A 14,661-nucleotide genomic window follows, 5' to 3' on the forward strand; every position below is an offset into this window, starting at 1 on the left:
ATTCCTTATGTCCCGATATGTCCTGGGTGATTCCGTGCAGGTGATGGCCGGCTTTCCGTCAAACAGCATCGATTTTGTGCTGACCGATCCCCCTTACCTGGTCGGTTTTACCGACCGCAGCGGCCGCAGTATCGCCAACGACAGAAACGATGAATGGGTGCGCCCGGCGTTTCGTGAAATGTTCCGGGTGCTCAAGCCCGACAGTCTGGCGGTGAGTTTCTACGGCTGGAACCGGGTAGACACCTTTATGGCTGCGTGGAAACAGGTCGGTTTCCGTGTTGTCGGGCACCTGGTGTTTACAAAACCTTATGCCTCAAAATCGGCCTTTGTCGGCTATCAGCATGAATGTGCGTATATCTTAGCGAAAGGGCGCCCGGCATTGCCGGCACAACCGCGCTCTGACGTTCAGCCCTGGGAGTACACCGGAAATCGTCATCATCCAACAGAAAAGCCGGTCTCGGTCCTTCAGCCACTGATTGAATCTTTCACACAACCTGGCGCGATAGTGCTGGACCCCTTTGCCGGTTCCGGTTCGACCTGCGTCGCCGCAGCCAAGGCCGGCCGCCGCTATATCGGTATCGAGCTTTTGGCGCAGTACCACGCTATCGGTCAGCAGCGCTTGCAGCGTCTGCGCACCCTGAACGCGGCGTAAACGAGGAGGATCAGCGATGAATTACACCGGAAATGAAGAACTGCGCGCCGCGATTGCGGCACTGTCCAACGACATGTGTGATCTGCACCTGCGGCTGCGGGGACTGGTGAGTACGTATTACTGGAACAGTGACGCGCTGGCAGAGCGCCTTGCCGGCCATATCCTGCGGGACGCGCACGATCGTTACGTCGAAATTTACAAGACGATCAACGAGCTGGAACACCATTTCAAGGATTGAACGACAGGCTGGATACGATCGGGCAGGGGAAACCTGCCCGGGTTGCCTTGCTGTAAGCCTGCGAACGCCGGGGCGCATCGAACGCCCCGCGTCCGTTGAACCGCCACGCGGCACTTGCCGGCGAAGCCGGCGCCGCAACGGGTGCAGGCTGGGCCTGCCCACACCTCTCTAAATTCTTTTCCTTTGACGCCCTGGTGTGGTGACGGCCTGTGCCGTACCCAAACGCTAGTCCGGCACGGTTGTGGCACAAGGGCCGCGATGCTCGCCGTCGGCACCCGTTCGCGCCCGTTACGGGCATTCAGCCGCGCAACGGGCTTGCGCTGCGGCTTTGACGGCGCCCTTGTTCCCCGCCCTCGAGGCCGGCCTTTCGAATGGGTACGGCACCGGCCGGTGTCGCGAACCCTGAAACTCTGGAGGTAGTTCCATGCAACATGCTCATTCCATCACGCTGCAGGTATGCGAATCCGATCGTCTGTCATTTCTGCCGGATATGTTCGGCGACGATTTTCTCTCGGCCGAAATGCAGGTGTATTCGCTCGCCGATCGCTATCTGCCGCAGTACAGCGGCGGTTTCTGGCACTTCATCCGGTTACCGGAGGGCGGCGGCTATATGGCCCCCGATAGCGACCGCGTACACCTGATCAACGCCGACAACTGGTTTGACAAAACCGTCAGCGGCGACGCCGCCGGCATTGTACTGACTGCATTGGCCATCAACCGCCGATGCTGGGTGCATCACGATCGGGGTAATGCCGGTCTGGTGCAACTGCTGATGCAGCGGGAAGAGCAACTTTGGAACTACATCGAGACGCACCCGGAGCGCGGCGACATCACTCGCGCGCTGGATTGACAGGATTTTCACCGAGGGCGGCATGGCCGCCCTGTATAAAATAATGAGGAAAAATAATATGTTCGGCAGTGTTAAAGAAGTAGCAGCGGAATTGTTCCGTGAGTACGGCAGCGAAGAACCGATCACCGTGCTGATATGGGACACACAGTCAGTGCGGTATGCTCTGGAGAAGCACAACCCCACCCCTCAGGATGTATTGGCAATACTGGAAACCATGGGGTGTACCGACATTGACGAGTATCAGCGCCGCGGTATAGGTCATGAATTTGTGGGCGAAGTCATGCGGGGGATCGTGGAAGCCCGAACCGCAACAAGCAGCGTAACGGTCAACAAGCTGGAATTACAGCGGTTGTTACATTTTGCCGCCAACCGGCTTGATAGTGACCGCGCCGAGGAAATGACGGAGGATGAGCGGGAGGCCATGCACAACATCGACGGCTTGCTTAATCAACTCTGATCTGTTGCCGTCCTGCGGTATGTAGGGCGGCATAGTGGTTTACCTGTGAGCGCGCGAAAACCCCTTGCGCCGCTTGCAGCGGCAGGCAGGCGAGGCGTGCGGCTGCGCCGCCCGCCGGCGCTGCCATTCGGAGAATGTACCGGACTTGTCTTACTTACCTGGTACTTTCAAGAATATCGTTTTTCTTCCTCTTCTTACTCTTCCCGCTCCTGTTTCACCAGGCACTTTGCGAATGCGGTAGTGCCTGGGCGTCCGGGCGCGCTGTCGTGCTGCGCATGGCGCCGGCTTGCCGTCGCCACCCTGCGGGCTTCCATCACTGACGCCAGGGCACGCTTGCAGCGGCAAGCTTGCCGCGCCGCGCAGGGAACGCACCGCGCCACAGGCGCTTTAAGGCCGCCCCTCCGGCCGCTGTCGCGCCGGCGTGTCGGGTGGGTGCCCGTTCATTCTTCCGTGGTACGTCTGCCGCAGTGAGCCTTCCCGTCGCGGCTGATAACAGCACAGCGCTTCGCTTAGCGACAAGGGGTGAAATGCACTCCGCCAAAAACTTTTCCTCCCTGCGGTCAAAAAACTTTTTGTCTCCGCCCCTTGCCGACGCTCCCCGCCGCGCTGACTCAGCCTTTTCGCGACGGCGAATACTCACAGCGGCATCAATCAACCACCCGGAGGAATGCAACATGCACCCACAAAACGTCAACAGCGCGACAACGAAGCCTACAGCAGCATCTGCACAGACCCAATGTGACCTGACCATACCGCAGGTGTATGACCTGTTTTGCTACGTGAAAGCGGTGTGCGGTCGTTCGACCGGCACCATTGAACCGCCGGTCGTACCGGCAGGGGCGGAAGAGGTGTTCGCGGACTTTGGGGATTTTGACACCATTTCGGTGTGGATCGTCAAGGGCTGGCCGGTGGCCGCCAGCGATCAGATGACCATGACCCACTGGAGCCTGAACGCCGGGCGATAAAAAAGCGGCATTGCAGCCGCTTTCTCACCGCCAGTCCTGACGCCATCGGGACTGGCACAACACGTGATAACTGAGAGGAAACCACTATGTCTAACATCGAGTCTACCTTACCGGCCAAGGGCAAAACAACCCGCCCGGCCAAATCTACAGCCAAGAAAAACGCCCTCGCGGAAAAAATCGAGGCGGCGCTGGCCAAGGCCGTGCGCAAAACCGCCACGCTCGGCCAGCTGGTGCTGACAGACCTGAACGTGCGCAAGAAAAAGTCCTCGCAGACGTCGATCGAGGGGCTGGCCGCTTCCATCCGTTCAGCCGGTCTGCTGATGAATCTGGTCGTGTTCGAGATGGAGGATGGCCGCTTCGGTGTTGCCGCCGGTGAGCGCCGCACGCTGGCGCTGCGCTGGTTAATGGAACAGGAGAAAGACGCCGACAAGACCACCCCGGACGGCGTCGTGACCGACGATTATCCGGTTGAGGTGCTGGTCGTCAGCAAGGCGATGGCGCGCGTGGTGTCGATGATGGAGAACAGCCAGCGCGAGCAAATGCACCCGGCCGATCAGGTTACAGCGTTCCGAGACCTGTCGGAAGACGGGCAAACCCCGGCACAGATTGGCGATCTGCTGGGGTTCAGCACGCGCCACGTCCAGCGCTGTCTGCGTCTTGCGACGATGGCACCGGTGCTGCTCGATGCGCTGGCCGACGACCAGATCACCCTCGACCAGCTGCAGGCGCTGTCGGCCACCGAAGATCATCAACGTCAGTGTGACGTCTGGGAAAACGCTTACGGGTGGGCGGCTGCGCCGCAGCACCTGCGCGAGGCGGTGCTGAAAGGCGAAGTCTCGGCCAAAGACAACAACCAGCTGGCATTCGTCGGGCGCGAGGTCTACGAGGCGGCGGGCGGCACCTTCAAATTTGATCTGTTTACCGACGAGGGCTTTTTGACCGAATCGGCGATGCTGGAACGACTTGCCCGCGAAAAACTGCACGCGCTGGCGCAGCAGGTGGCCGAGGACGAGGGCTGGAACTGGGCGGAAGGGCGCATTTCGGCCATTAAAACGTGGGGTGAGGATGCGGAGCTGTACCGCGAGCTGGCCGAACCGCAGCCGGAATTTACCGCTGACGAACAGGCCGAGATCGCCCGGCTGAAAGCGCGGCTCCGCGAGCTGGAAGCGGCATTCGAGGCGGCAGATGCCGATACCGATACCCACGAGCTGAACGTCGAGAGCGACGCTGTCGAAGCCGATATTGAGCGGTTGACCGCACACGCGATCATCCGTTCATGGCCGCAGGCGATGCGCAGCAGCGGCGGGGTAGTGGCGTCCCTGCGTGACGGGGAAGTGGTTTACCAGCGCGGGATCGTGCTGCGGGCGAGCGAAGCAACCTCCGGGAATGGCGCTGATGATAACGGCGATGGCACGGCGACCACCGAAACGGTAGCACCGAAAACCAAGGAGAAAGGGCTGTCGGCGGCGCTGATCACCAGTTTGTCGGCGGAACGCACACTGGCGGTGATGGGCGCGCTGGTCGAGAACCCGACCGTCGCGCTGGCGCTGCACACCCACACGTTGGTCGTGAAAGTGTTCGGTTCACGCTACGCCAGTTCGCTGCTTCAAACCAGCCTGACCCCAAAATGTGCGGAGCTGTTGAGCAAAGCCCCGACGGCAGAAGGGAGCCGAGCCGATCGCCTGCTGGGCGAGCTGCACGCGCAGTGGGAAGCGAAATTGCCGCCGGAGTGGAATACCGATTTCACATGGTTGCTGACGTGGGAACAGGCCGAGGTCGTGGCGCTGCTGGCGTACTGCGTCGGCCTGTCGCTGGATGCCGTGCAGCTGTGGCCTGAGAAGGATGGCAAAGTCGGCGATGCCCTGACGCCGCTCGAGCACGCACTGGATTTCACGCTGCGCGACTGGTGGCAACCGACCAAAGCCAATTACTTCGGGCGGATCAGCAAGGAGCTGATGAGCGATGCACTACTTGATGCCGGGAAGGTGGCGCAGGCGGCCTCGGTGCTCAAGATGAAGAAGGGGGATGCTGCGCAGCTGGCCGAGGACGAGCTGACCGCCGGCGGCTGGGTGCCGGAGTGCCTGCTGCCGGTGGCCGATGACACCGCCGATTTACATGACGCTGACAACAGCGCCGCCGCGTAACCGACAGGGAGCTGCCGCCCTGCGGGCGGCAGAAAACAGCGATGAAAAAAGCATTCAATCTGGAAACATTGACGGCGATGAGCGCCGACGAACTGGAGCAGTACCGCAATCGGGGCAGGGAGTACCGGGTGATGCTCAACTGCGCGGTGCTGGGTCAGCTGGCGCTGCCGGAAGGCTGGCATGTGGTGGCAGAAGAGGGTTGCGAGTTCTGCGGGCGCGTGCCGGTGGTGTGCCGGATAAGCCCGGCAGGGGATGAGGCGACGGCGCTCTATTTGTGCAGCGCGGGCGTGGAGGTGCCTAACTGGTCAATGGCGCTGCCGTTCGACGGTGGTCAGTCGCTGGCGTGGCTGTACCTGGATGAGCATTACACCCCGGCCACGGTCAACCGGGTGCTGCATACCGTGGCCGGCTATTACCGGATGGGGTTCTGGCGGCCGGAAAAGCTGGCGGTTGCGCTGCGGATGGGAGGGCATTGCCTGTGATCCCGAACCATCTTGCTCTGGTGCCGTGGCACCCGTATCGGCAGGCCGTCTGGCAAGCCATCGCGCAGGTCGAAGCCCGCCGTGAGTCAGGCAGACGGTTGTCCGCCTACCCGTATGCCACGGCTTTTTTCCGCCAGTTAACCGGGCGGCCCACCCTTTCAGCCAAGGACATCCGCATGATAGACGTGACCTACCGGCCCGGCGATCGTCGCCGCGCCACGCGCAAGGAAGACTATATCGACGCGCTCGACACGCTGATTGCCAGCCGGGGCGAGCACTGTTATTCCCCGTTGCCGGGCGACACTCGCGATACGCTGTTCCCGGAAGTGAACCGCCGCCGCCGTCAGCGCTTCGAACACCGGCTGACGATGAAACACACCCGTCAGGCGCGCATTGATGACACACTCCGGCGGCACAAGCGGCGACGTTATCAGGTGCGGCTGGCGCAGGCGGAAATCGAGCTGGCGTTCATCACGCCGGGCGAGCTTGACCGCTGGGTGCGGCGTGCGCAGCAACAGGGACTTGTCGAGGATGACCTGAGCGGACTGGTGCTGGCATGGACGGCGCGGTTTCCCTGTCTGGCCGAACTGGATAGTTACCTCTGGGCGGCCATGCCGTTCTGGGAAGCCCGTCTGCAGGTCAGTCTGATCAGCGATGAGTTGTCCGCTGAAGCACGTACCGATAACGCGGCGCGGTTGCCGAATCGCCTGTTAGGCCGCTAACCCCCGGACAACAGGCTGCAGTGGCTGCGCCACTGCGGCTTGTTGCTCTTTGGTTCCTGTGCCAGGTATGTCGGTGGTTTCGGCAAGGGAGAAGGCTCTTGTTGATAGTGCAGCGGTGAAGGTCGGGCATGGATGTGCTGATTCAGAACGATTTGCCTGGCGATGCTATGCGGCGGTGGGCGTCCGGGCGCGCTGTCGTGCTGCGCATGGCGCCGGCAAGCCGTCGCCCCCCTGCGGGCGTCCATCGCTGACGCGAAAGGCCCGCTTGCAGCCGGCAGTGCCGGCGCCGCTATTCACTGTTCGCCGATTACCGGCGATCGCTAAGGACGCCCCGACGTTCCGCCGTGTCGAGGGTTTTCATTCTCATCTTACTCACCAGTGGCCATCTCTCTGCGAATTTTTGCGGAGGGCTGTTCGTAGCACCATCCCCGTTCTAAAAACAAGGTACTGGCAAGCCACGCCTCCGGCGCCCTTGTTTTTCTCCTGGTCTGTCGCTTCTTCGCCCTTTGCCGCAAAGAACTCGCTGAGAGATGGAACCTAGAAGGAGCAAACCAGAATGAACACCAACAACGTCAACGTCAAAACCGCCGCTGCAGAATCTGCCGAGATATGTGAAAAGGCAGGAATGTGCGAACCAGAGGCCCCGGAGCCGTGGGAAAAGCCCGGCGTGCAATATCCCGCCGCCGTTCGAGCGTTGGAAATGGAGTTTCGCTATTTAGACGACCTGAATGATCTGTATGCGCAAAGCAGCACGTCACCCGACGAGCTGGAGCAGGCGCTTTATGAGATTTTCAGGCGGATGACAGAACTCGTCCAAAGCTGCGGGGCTGACTATAAACTCCCGGACAAACCGCGGGTGGCCTACGAAATGATCCAATATTGGGTCAGAGGGCAACGCGTAGCACAACGCTGCTTCGGTGAAATCGGTCAGCGCGCCTGGGAGCATGCTCGCTACCGCTTGGCGCTCGAGATGGCAGTGGAGTATTCGTATAACTAAACCGCTATGGTCTTCCTCCGGTGGCTGGCCGCACTCATCCAGCCATTAGCCCTATTCGTCTAGCCAGCCGCAAGCGGTTGGCAAGTCTCGCCGAACCCCTGCGGGTTTCGGACCCGCCGGCTCAGGTCTGAAAGCCAACAGCAACGTCAAAAGCATGCGCTTGCAGCCGGCAGTGCCGGCGCCGCTTTTCACTGTTCCTCGCCAGGGCGAGGAACGCTGCAGACGCCCCGGCGTAATAACGCCGTGTCGGGTGTGTTCATTCTTTCTTGATATGGAGGTTATCTCCCGTCAGCCCCTTACGCGGAGGGCTGTTCGTAGCACCATCCCTGGGCAGAAAACAAGGGTAAATGGCACGCCTTCGGCGCCCTTGCTTTCTGCCCAGGTCTGTCGCTCCTTCGCCCTTTGCCGCGAAAGGTCCCGACGAGAGATGAATTAACCACCAGAGGCAGGAGAGCAGAATGAACACACAGAACGTCAACGTCAAAACCGCCGCTCAGGAGCCCTCGGAAAGATGTGGGGAGAGGCGGAACGCTATCTGTCAGAACGATATGCCAATTTTATTGAAGGAATGCCTGTATGTCCTGAATGAAATAACGAATCGCAGACTGCCGCGAGGTAGCCGTTATCCCGATACTTATGCACTGGCCTCGGCCATTGAAGCCGTTTTACGGGCGGTTGAACAAGAACAATCAGCCGCAATTCAACGTGATCAAAAGGAGGTTTTCAACCAAAAAACGCAAATCCATAAATGAAAAAAGCAGCGTTTCCGCTGCTTTCTCGTGCCGGTCTACCCCTAGGAAAGTTAGCCCGGCTCTCAATAATCGATTGGAGTAAAACTATGACTATTGAATTTTCAATCATTACATCAACTGACTCTTATGTAAAGCAGTTGGCGGCAAATGACGAAGCGCCGAAAAAGCAAACCCGCATACTGCGGGACAGCCTCGAGGCTACGGCAGTTAAACCTGAACTGCGTGCATTGGGGCGGCATATTGCAAAATGTCAGCGTAAACGCCAGCCGGTACGCATTCCGGCTATGCGCGGTAGTGAGCTGGGGCAGGTATTGCGCACGTTAGAACTGAAACGGGCCTACGCCTGATAACACGAACTGCCGTCCTGCTGGACGGCAGTTTTACCCAACTCATTGAGGAGAAACACATGACATTTTCAACCGTAGAACAGACCCGTGATAACGCGGGCGTGATCGCAGATATTACCGTTAATCCTTCCCAGGGGGGGGGAAGTTATTCCCTCTGTATCAATTGACCGCATTATTGCGCAGCGAAATGTCGGCATTGCTCAATTCATGGAGGGAATGGCATTGATCCATACGGCTGCTAAACAGCTTTCAGAGGCGGCCAACAAAGAATATTTGTATGGTTACAGCGACGTGGTCAAACAGGCGTTGGATTGGCGAGGCAAACCAGAAAAATACGGTGATGCGGTTGCCAAGCTGATTGATCGGAAAGTTTGGGATCGGCTGCTGAGTGATACCGGTATGTACACGCTGATGAGCAGTAAACAGCGGGATGAGTGGGATCGCCAGCTGAACAGCAAGGATTGCCCAGAGGTCACGCTTGATACGGTGCTGGCGACGTTCAAACAACTTAATGCCGATAAGACTGTTACCTTTGAGAAAGGAGTAATAGACGTATTTCGTAGCTTGTCATGGGACTACAAAACCAACAGCCCATGCCGCCTTGGGAAAAAGATCATCGTAGAACGCTTTCTCAGCACATGGCGGCACAGGCAATCAAGTTTCACGTGGGAAGGGCAACAACTGCTCGATGATCTGGCGCGTCCATTTTATTTGCTTGATGGGAAGGCGGTGCCGGACTTCAGGTCAGGGGACGGTCAAAAATACGCTGATTTCTTTGGCACTGGCAACAAAATCAGCGAATTGTGTGATCTTGAATATTTTACCGTCAAGGGCTTTGCCAAAGGGACTGGGCATATCGTTTTTAAACGCCCCGATCTGGTAAATAAAATTAACGATATCGTGGCGCGCCAGTTCCCAGGGATGTTGCCACCGCGCTTGTAACCAGTAAGTCAGACCTAAGGAGGCAGGCAGGGAAATCCCTGCCTGGAAAATATGCCCCATCATTATACATTTTAACCAATGTGCCATTTTGTCATTATTCGGTGATCATGGCTTGAGTGTGCCAACTGCAGAAATAGTGGCGAACTGTTGAGGTGTTAACTGCTGCCGGGCGGATAAAAGCCCTGTGGCTTCGCCACGGCTGCTTTCGGCCCTCTGGGTCTGATTCAGTCCAGTAATGCCCCTTTTAATTCGATATCGCTGTTTGATGTTTTCCCTTCTTTGACGCCTATTTCTCCTTTCACCAGGGTTGAAAAAAAACACAATGAGCTGAAGCTCCCTGCGGTGGCCGGTCGCATGCGCCCGACCATCAGCCCTACTCGACTAGTCAGCCGTATGCGGCTGACAAATCTCGCCGAACCCGCGAGCGGTTTCGGGCCTGCCGGCTAGGGTCTGAGAGCCAACGTCAACAGCAGACGCTTACAGCCGGCAAGTGCCGGCGCCGCTTTCACTGGTGGCTCCTTCGGCGCCACCGCTAGAGACGTCCCGCCGTTCCGGCGTGCCGGATGTGTTCATTCTCAAAGTTCTGTCGTTGCCCATCACTCGATAAGTACCGGCGCAGAGGGCAGGGGGTAGCACCGTCGCCCAGCGCAGTACCAGGGTAGCGCTACGCCGCCGTCAAAAACTTTTTCTTTCCTTCGGTCAAAAAAACTTTTCGTCGTCGCCCTGGCACTGCGCCGTTCGTCGTTGCTCCTTTGCCCTTCGCTGCGACGGAACTCACCGAGAGATGGATTAACCATCGACAAGAGGAAAACCAGAATGAACACACAAAACGTCAACACCGCTGCTCTAGAATCTTCCGAAAGATGTGATCTCAATGACTTTGAAACTTGCCGCCTTGGTCAGTTCGCAGTTCGATTTTTTGCGCCTTCAAGTGATGGTGCTATGCATGGAAACTGCACCTACATGTGCCTTGCAAGCAGTGAATGGGATGCCGCCTTTAGATTCGGGCAGCATTGTAAGAATGTTCATTACGATATCTATTCTGTGACAGAAACAGAGCCAGTTCAGAATGTCGCGTTAAGTACAAATAATTATCGATTTGTCCCGTTGAATTCAAAGTGTTGGCGTTGCCTTGATACAGGGTACGTGGTGATCGTTACATCTGATGGAGGCATATACGATGAGATCATGCAACCATTAAAACGCTACGGCATGTTGTCCCCAATTTTCTAATTTATGCGGGGCGATGTCCCCGCTATTTATCATGGAGTTTAAATATGAAAATCGAAAATAAATCTCTTAAGGTTGGGCAAACTGTTTACACCAATCTTTACGGATATGGCCGAGGCGTAATTTTCGGTGTTCATGGTGAGCCTCTACCAGAAAATGTTATAAATTTTCCTGGAAATGAAATGGTTCATGGTGAAAGAATTGACCTTGATATTGTGTTTCATTGCGGAAAAATTCTTCGTAAAGTGTCTGAAAGTATTTTACAGGGGGTTCAGTGGAAGATCTGTGATGACGTTTGTACACCGTCAGAACTAGATGAAATTCTTTCTATCGCATTACAGGAAGAATGTAGGAATGAGAAGGCAAAAAAAGATATGAAAGAAATCTTTGAGGCAGAGGTTCAAAGATTGAAATTCCTACCTGATTTTGCCCACCTTAAAAAAGTAGAAAATAATAATAGCAGTGTGGCAGCAGTTGTATCTTCAAATATTCGTTTGCTGCTTAAGAAAAATTTTTCTGGCGTTAAATTTTCTGTAAAGAAAGTAAGCTATAACTCAATCTCAGTGCGTTGGGTTGATGGCCCAACTTGTGACAAAGTTGAGGAGATAACAAGAAAATTTAAGAGCGGATATTTTAACAGCATGGAGGATGTTTACGAGTATAACGAAAGTCCATTCAATGTTGTTTATGGTGGTATAAATTTCATTTCTATAGACAGAGTTTATAGTGATGAACTCATCGATAAAGCGATATCGCTGTGCAGAGAAATTTATGGTGATAAGGTTCCAGAATGGGCTGATGTAGATTCCTACAAAAAGGGAACGTTGTTCACGGTAAATGTGAACTCATTGTTCAATAATAACTTGCAAAGTGAAATCAGACTCAAGCTAAAGTCGTTTTAGTCAATGATATGGCGGGTAACCCCGCCATTTTCATTATGATTGGTTAGCTTCCTGCTTAACGTTACTCCTCCCGCGTTTTTTTGCTGTAGATTTTGTTGATCGGATGATATCCGATATCGCCTTCTCGCTTACTGATATATCTACCGTTTGTAACGCTGATTTTATCTCAGATGCTGTATATCCCTTTGACCTTGCTAAGGCGATAATGCTTTCTTTTAGTGATTCCAAAAGTTCAGTTCTGCTGATTTTGTTAGGTGTCAAATCAGGTAAGGATTCTAGAGCCAGTTTTGCTTCTTCTAGCTGATCCTGAGTATAAAATTTAGTTCCTGCCATGTAACCCTCTGATTTAGCCATAGTAGATGTAACCACATTAAACCATATCACCTCTGAGAGGCCAAGCCCGCCCCCTCACTGACGCCTAATCAGGCGAAAAATAGCTCGCATCCAAAAGGATAGACGTAGTAAAATGACGGACAGGAAATGTTTTGTCATTACCGCCTGCACGCAGTCTATAATGCAAAACACCTGGTCAGGGCTACGCCCCGACACCCCGGTTGAGTAGTTAGAGGTTGAGCTATGTCGAAAAGCGAGTCGCGTCAGAAAGGAATAATCATCCAAATCCGATGCACCGAAGAGGAGGCTGAGGCCATCAAAGGCAAGGCCAAGGCTGCAGGGATAAGCACTTCCGAGTTACTGCGGCGCTCCGCGCTGAACCGGAAGATAATGACACGAACAGACACACGCTTGATGAACGAACTTCTTCGTTTGGGTGGTTTACAAAAACACCTCTACACCCAAATGCAAGACCAGATGACCCAGGAACTCAGTAAGCAGTTTTCTGACGTACTGGTCGAAGTGAAGAAGGCCATCATCGCTTTGGATTTGAATCTCGTACCAGCAAACGAATAAGGGCACTATGAACGTTATCATCCCACCAAAAAGACGTGACGGCGGCACCAGCTTTATGAAGTTGGTCGGCTACCTGAGTCTGCGGGATGAGAAAAAACCTGATGACGTAATCACGCCCGATAAGACTGAAAAGACCTCTTCACGCTCCAGTCAGGCCATTTTTGATCGCCTGGTAGACTATGTTGAGCGGCGTAATGATTTCTCATCTATGCAGGTTGTCGCTAGCTTTCCTGATGGGCGTGAGCAAGTCATTGTCGGGGGCGTTGAATGTGAAACAAATTGCTTTTCACTGGAGACAGCTGCAGCTGAAATGAATATGGTTGCTGCGCAGAATAGACACTGTAAAGACCCCGTCTATCATTTCATTTTATCCTGGCAAGAGGATGAGACACCGACGCCGTCTCAGGTGTTTGATAGCGCTCGCCATTGCTTGGAAAAGCTGGGGATGGCAAATCACCAATTTGTTACTGCTATTCATCGTGATACCGACAATATTCACTGCCATATCGCCGTTAATCGTGTGAATCCGGAAACGTATCGCGCGGCCAATTTGTGGAATGATGCAGACACCTTACAACAGTGTTGCCGCGTTCTGGAAAAACGTTTTGGCTTCAAACAAGATAATGGCAGTTGGGTGTGGGGTGATAACAATACATTGCGTCGTGCACCATGGCGTTTTCGTAATGCTCCACAGGGTGCTGCCAAGCGAGAGATCTTCTCTGACAAAGAAAGCCTATATCATTATGCGGTTCGGCAGGTGCGCTCAAAAATTACCGATGCCATCAAGAACAAGACTGCAAGCTGGAACTATTTCCATCTTCTAATGCATGCCAATGGTCTTGGATTACGCGAACAATCAGGCGGGTTGGTTATATACGATATTGCGCGACCAGATACTATGATGGTTAAAGCATCTGATGTTCATCCGTCTCTTTCTAAGACTAGGCTTGAACCGTATTTTGGTCCGTTCGAAGCTCCACCACGCTTTGATTCTGAAGACCTGGAAGAGGGGGGTATGCAATCTATAACCACTACCAACCCGAATTCCAGGTGCGCGATCGGGAGGCGAGAAAAGAGCGTCGTGAAGAAAGGGCTGCTGCACGCGATGACCTCAAATTGCGTTATAAAAAATACCGCGATACATGGGTAAAACCTGACTTGAACGTGAAAGCACGCTATCAGGAACTGGCCGCACATTATCAGGCAATGAAGGGTAATGTTCGCCATAGCTACCACGACCCTCTGCTGCGAAAACTGATGTATCGCGTTGCCGAGTTCGAGCGAATGAAAGCAACAGCGGAGCTACGAATTCAGATCCGTGAGGAACGTAAGAGGCTGTTTGAGTCTGGCCAATATCGCCCGTTGTCTTACCGTTCCTGGGTGGAGCGCGAAGCTTTAACGGGTGATGTTGCCGCTATTAGCCAGCTGCGTGGATGGGCGTATCGTGAGAAGCGTAAAGCGAAAGCCGCCGTACCGAATAAGCATAAAGACAGCGTATTGGTGTTTGGTGTTGCTGATGACTCACCGGTGCTCGAACGGTCTACCCATGCAACTCGCTTGCACCGGAATGGTACAATTGAATACCTGCGGGATGGGGTTGTCGCTGTAGTCGATCGTGGTGACCAGGTTGAGATTAAGCCGGGGTTCGAGGATTACGAGGACACCGCGAATTACCACCTGGCTGCAGAGATTGCCGGCACGAAAAGTGGTGAGCGAGTTGAAATTGTTGGCACCGACGATTTCGTTGACCGCGTACTGCTTGAGGGCTGTCGCCTGAATTACCAGCAAGAAAAAGAGGTGTTCGGGCCGACAGACAACTGGCAGCGCGGTCGCTCCGAGGTTCTCGAGCATCGCCACTTTAGACCAGAAATGGGTTATGACGCTCCTGCTGGATCTCGTCAAGCTGACGATCGCGACGATGATGCACCAACAGTGAATTCGTATTGGGGACCACGTCCTTAAACAGAGCAGTAGATAAAAAGTAAAGCGAGATAATTAATGTAAATCATATTATTAGCCGCTGATTGTACAGGGTTGAAGGCCTGTACAACCAGCTAACCATAACAACCTGT

At 54.8% G+C, this 14,661-nt stretch carries 18 protein-coding genes; 17 read left to right on the forward strand and 1 reads right to left on the reverse strand.

The window, feature by feature from the left end:
• Nucleotides 1-7 precede the first annotated feature (7 nt).
• From ACORQT_RS24445 to ACORQT_RS24510, 14 genes are all read left to right on the forward strand, one after another.
• Nucleotides 8-652, forward strand: coding sequence for a DNA methyltransferase (locus ACORQT_RS24445; RefSeq protein WP_089186939.1), 645 nt, complete (start codon nt 8-10; stop codon nt 650-652).
• Between the two features lie 16 nt (nt 653-668).
• Entirely contained in the window at nt 669-890 is a 222-nt protein-coding gene (locus ACORQT_RS24450; protein WP_089186938.1) for a hypothetical protein, read from the forward strand.
• Between the two features lie 424 nt (nt 891-1,314).
• Nucleotides 1,315-1,740, forward strand: a complete 426-nt coding sequence (locus tag ACORQT_RS24455; protein ID WP_089186937.1) for an antirestriction protein — start codon at nt 1,315-1,317, stop codon at nt 1,738-1,740.
• 22 nt (nt 1,741-1,762) lie between these two features.
• Nucleotides 1,763-2,197 carry a DUF1380 family protein gene (locus ACORQT_RS24460; protein WP_089186936.1) on the forward strand — a complete coding sequence of 145 codons (435 nt, stop codon included), beginning with the start codon at nt 1,763-1,765 and terminating at the stop codon, nt 2,195-2,197.
• 674 nt (nt 2,198-2,871) lie between these two features.
• The gene (locus ACORQT_RS24465) at nt 2,872-3,162 is read left to right on the forward strand and encodes a ribulokinase (protein ID WP_089186935.1); all 291 of its coding nucleotides are present in this window, start codon (nt 2,872-2,874) and stop codon (nt 3,160-3,162) included.
• An 86-nt stretch (nt 3,163-3,248) separates the two neighbouring features.
• A complete protein-coding gene (locus ACORQT_RS24470; protein WP_089186934.1) occupies nt 3,249-5,306 on the forward strand; it encodes a ParB/RepB/Spo0J family partition protein in 2,058 nt (685 codons plus the stop codon).
• 41 nt (nt 5,307-5,347) lie between these two features.
• Nucleotides 5,348-5,788, forward strand: a complete 441-nt coding sequence (gene psiB / locus ACORQT_RS24475; protein WP_089186933.1) for a conjugation system SOS inhibitor PsiB — start codon at nt 5,348-5,350, stop codon at nt 5,786-5,788.
• Nucleotides 5,789-5,808: 20 nt separating this feature from the next.
• Entirely contained in the window at nt 5,809-6,510 is a 702-nt protein-coding gene (locus tag ACORQT_RS24480; RefSeq protein ID WP_233502790.1) for a plasmid SOS inhibition protein A, read from the forward strand.
• Between the two features lie 556 nt (nt 6,511-7,066).
• Nucleotides 7,067-7,507 carry a dehydrogenase gene (locus ACORQT_RS24485; protein ID WP_089186931.1) on the forward strand — a complete coding sequence of 147 codons (441 nt, stop codon included), beginning with the start codon at nt 7,067-7,069 and terminating at the stop codon, nt 7,505-7,507.
• A gap of 458 nt (nt 7,508-7,965) precedes the next feature.
• The gene (locus tag ACORQT_RS24490; protein ID WP_089186930.1) at nt 7,966-8,259 is read left to right on the forward strand and encodes a hypothetical protein; all 294 of its coding nucleotides are present in this window, start codon (nt 7,966-7,968) and stop codon (nt 8,257-8,259) included.
• A gap of 86 nt (nt 8,260-8,345) precedes the next feature.
• Nucleotides 8,346-8,606, forward strand: coding sequence for a hypothetical protein (locus ACORQT_RS24495; protein ID WP_145958055.1), 261 nt, complete (start codon nt 8,346-8,348; stop codon nt 8,604-8,606).
• A gap of 111 nt (nt 8,607-8,717) precedes the next feature.
• A complete protein-coding gene (locus ACORQT_RS24500; RefSeq protein ID WP_308352386.1) occupies nt 8,718-9,548 on the forward strand; it encodes a DUF4942 domain-containing protein in 831 nt (276 codons plus the stop codon).
• 816 nt (nt 9,549-10,364) lie between these two features.
• On the forward strand, nt 10,365-10,781 hold the full coding sequence (locus ACORQT_RS24505; protein WP_145958054.1) for a protein TraE: 417 nt from the start codon (nt 10,365-10,367) through the stop codon (nt 10,779-10,781).
• A gap of 44 nt (nt 10,782-10,825) precedes the next feature.
• Nucleotides 10,826-11,680 (forward strand): LPD29 domain-containing protein, encoded by an 855-nt coding sequence (locus ACORQT_RS24510; protein ID WP_089186927.1) that lies wholly within the window; start codon nt 10,826-10,828, stop codon nt 11,678-11,680.
• A gap of 33 nt (nt 11,681-11,713) precedes the next feature.
• On the opposite strand, the gene ACORQT_RS24515 is transcribed toward ACORQT_RS24510, so the two are convergent.
• Nucleotides 11,714-12,034, reverse strand: a complete 321-nt coding sequence (locus ACORQT_RS24515) for a hypothetical protein (protein WP_197666974.1) — start codon at nt 12,032-12,034, stop codon at nt 11,714-11,716.
• A gap of 222 nt (nt 12,035-12,256) precedes the next feature.
• Here ACORQT_RS24515 and mobA point away from each other — a divergent pair, with 222 nt between their 5' ends.
• From mobA to ACORQT_RS24530, 3 genes are read left to right on the forward strand one after another with little or no spacing between them, the layout of a single operon-like run.
• Entirely contained in the window at nt 12,257-12,589 is a 333-nt protein-coding gene (gene mobA / locus ACORQT_RS24520) for a plasmid mobilization protein MobA (protein ID WP_060432402.1), read from the forward strand.
• A 7-nt stretch (nt 12,590-12,596) separates the two neighbouring features.
• Nucleotides 12,597-13,739 (forward strand): TraI/MobA(P) family conjugative relaxase, encoded by a 1,143-nt coding sequence (gene traI / locus ACORQT_RS24525; protein ID WP_444859441.1) that lies wholly within the window; start codon nt 12,597-12,599, stop codon nt 13,737-13,739.
• Entirely contained in the window at nt 13,706-14,551 is an 846-nt protein-coding gene (locus ACORQT_RS24530; protein WP_444859442.1) for an LPD7 domain-containing protein, read from the forward strand. Before traI ends, ACORQT_RS24530 begins: the two co-directional genes overlap by 34 nt.
• Nucleotides 14,552-14,661 lie beyond the last annotated feature (110 nt).

Origin of the sequence: Serratia sp. (in: enterobacteria) (assembly GCF_052400455.1) — a bacterium.
GTDB classification, from domain to species: Bacteria; Pseudomonadota; Gammaproteobacteria; order Enterobacterales; family Enterobacteriaceae; genus Serratia; species Serratia ureilytica.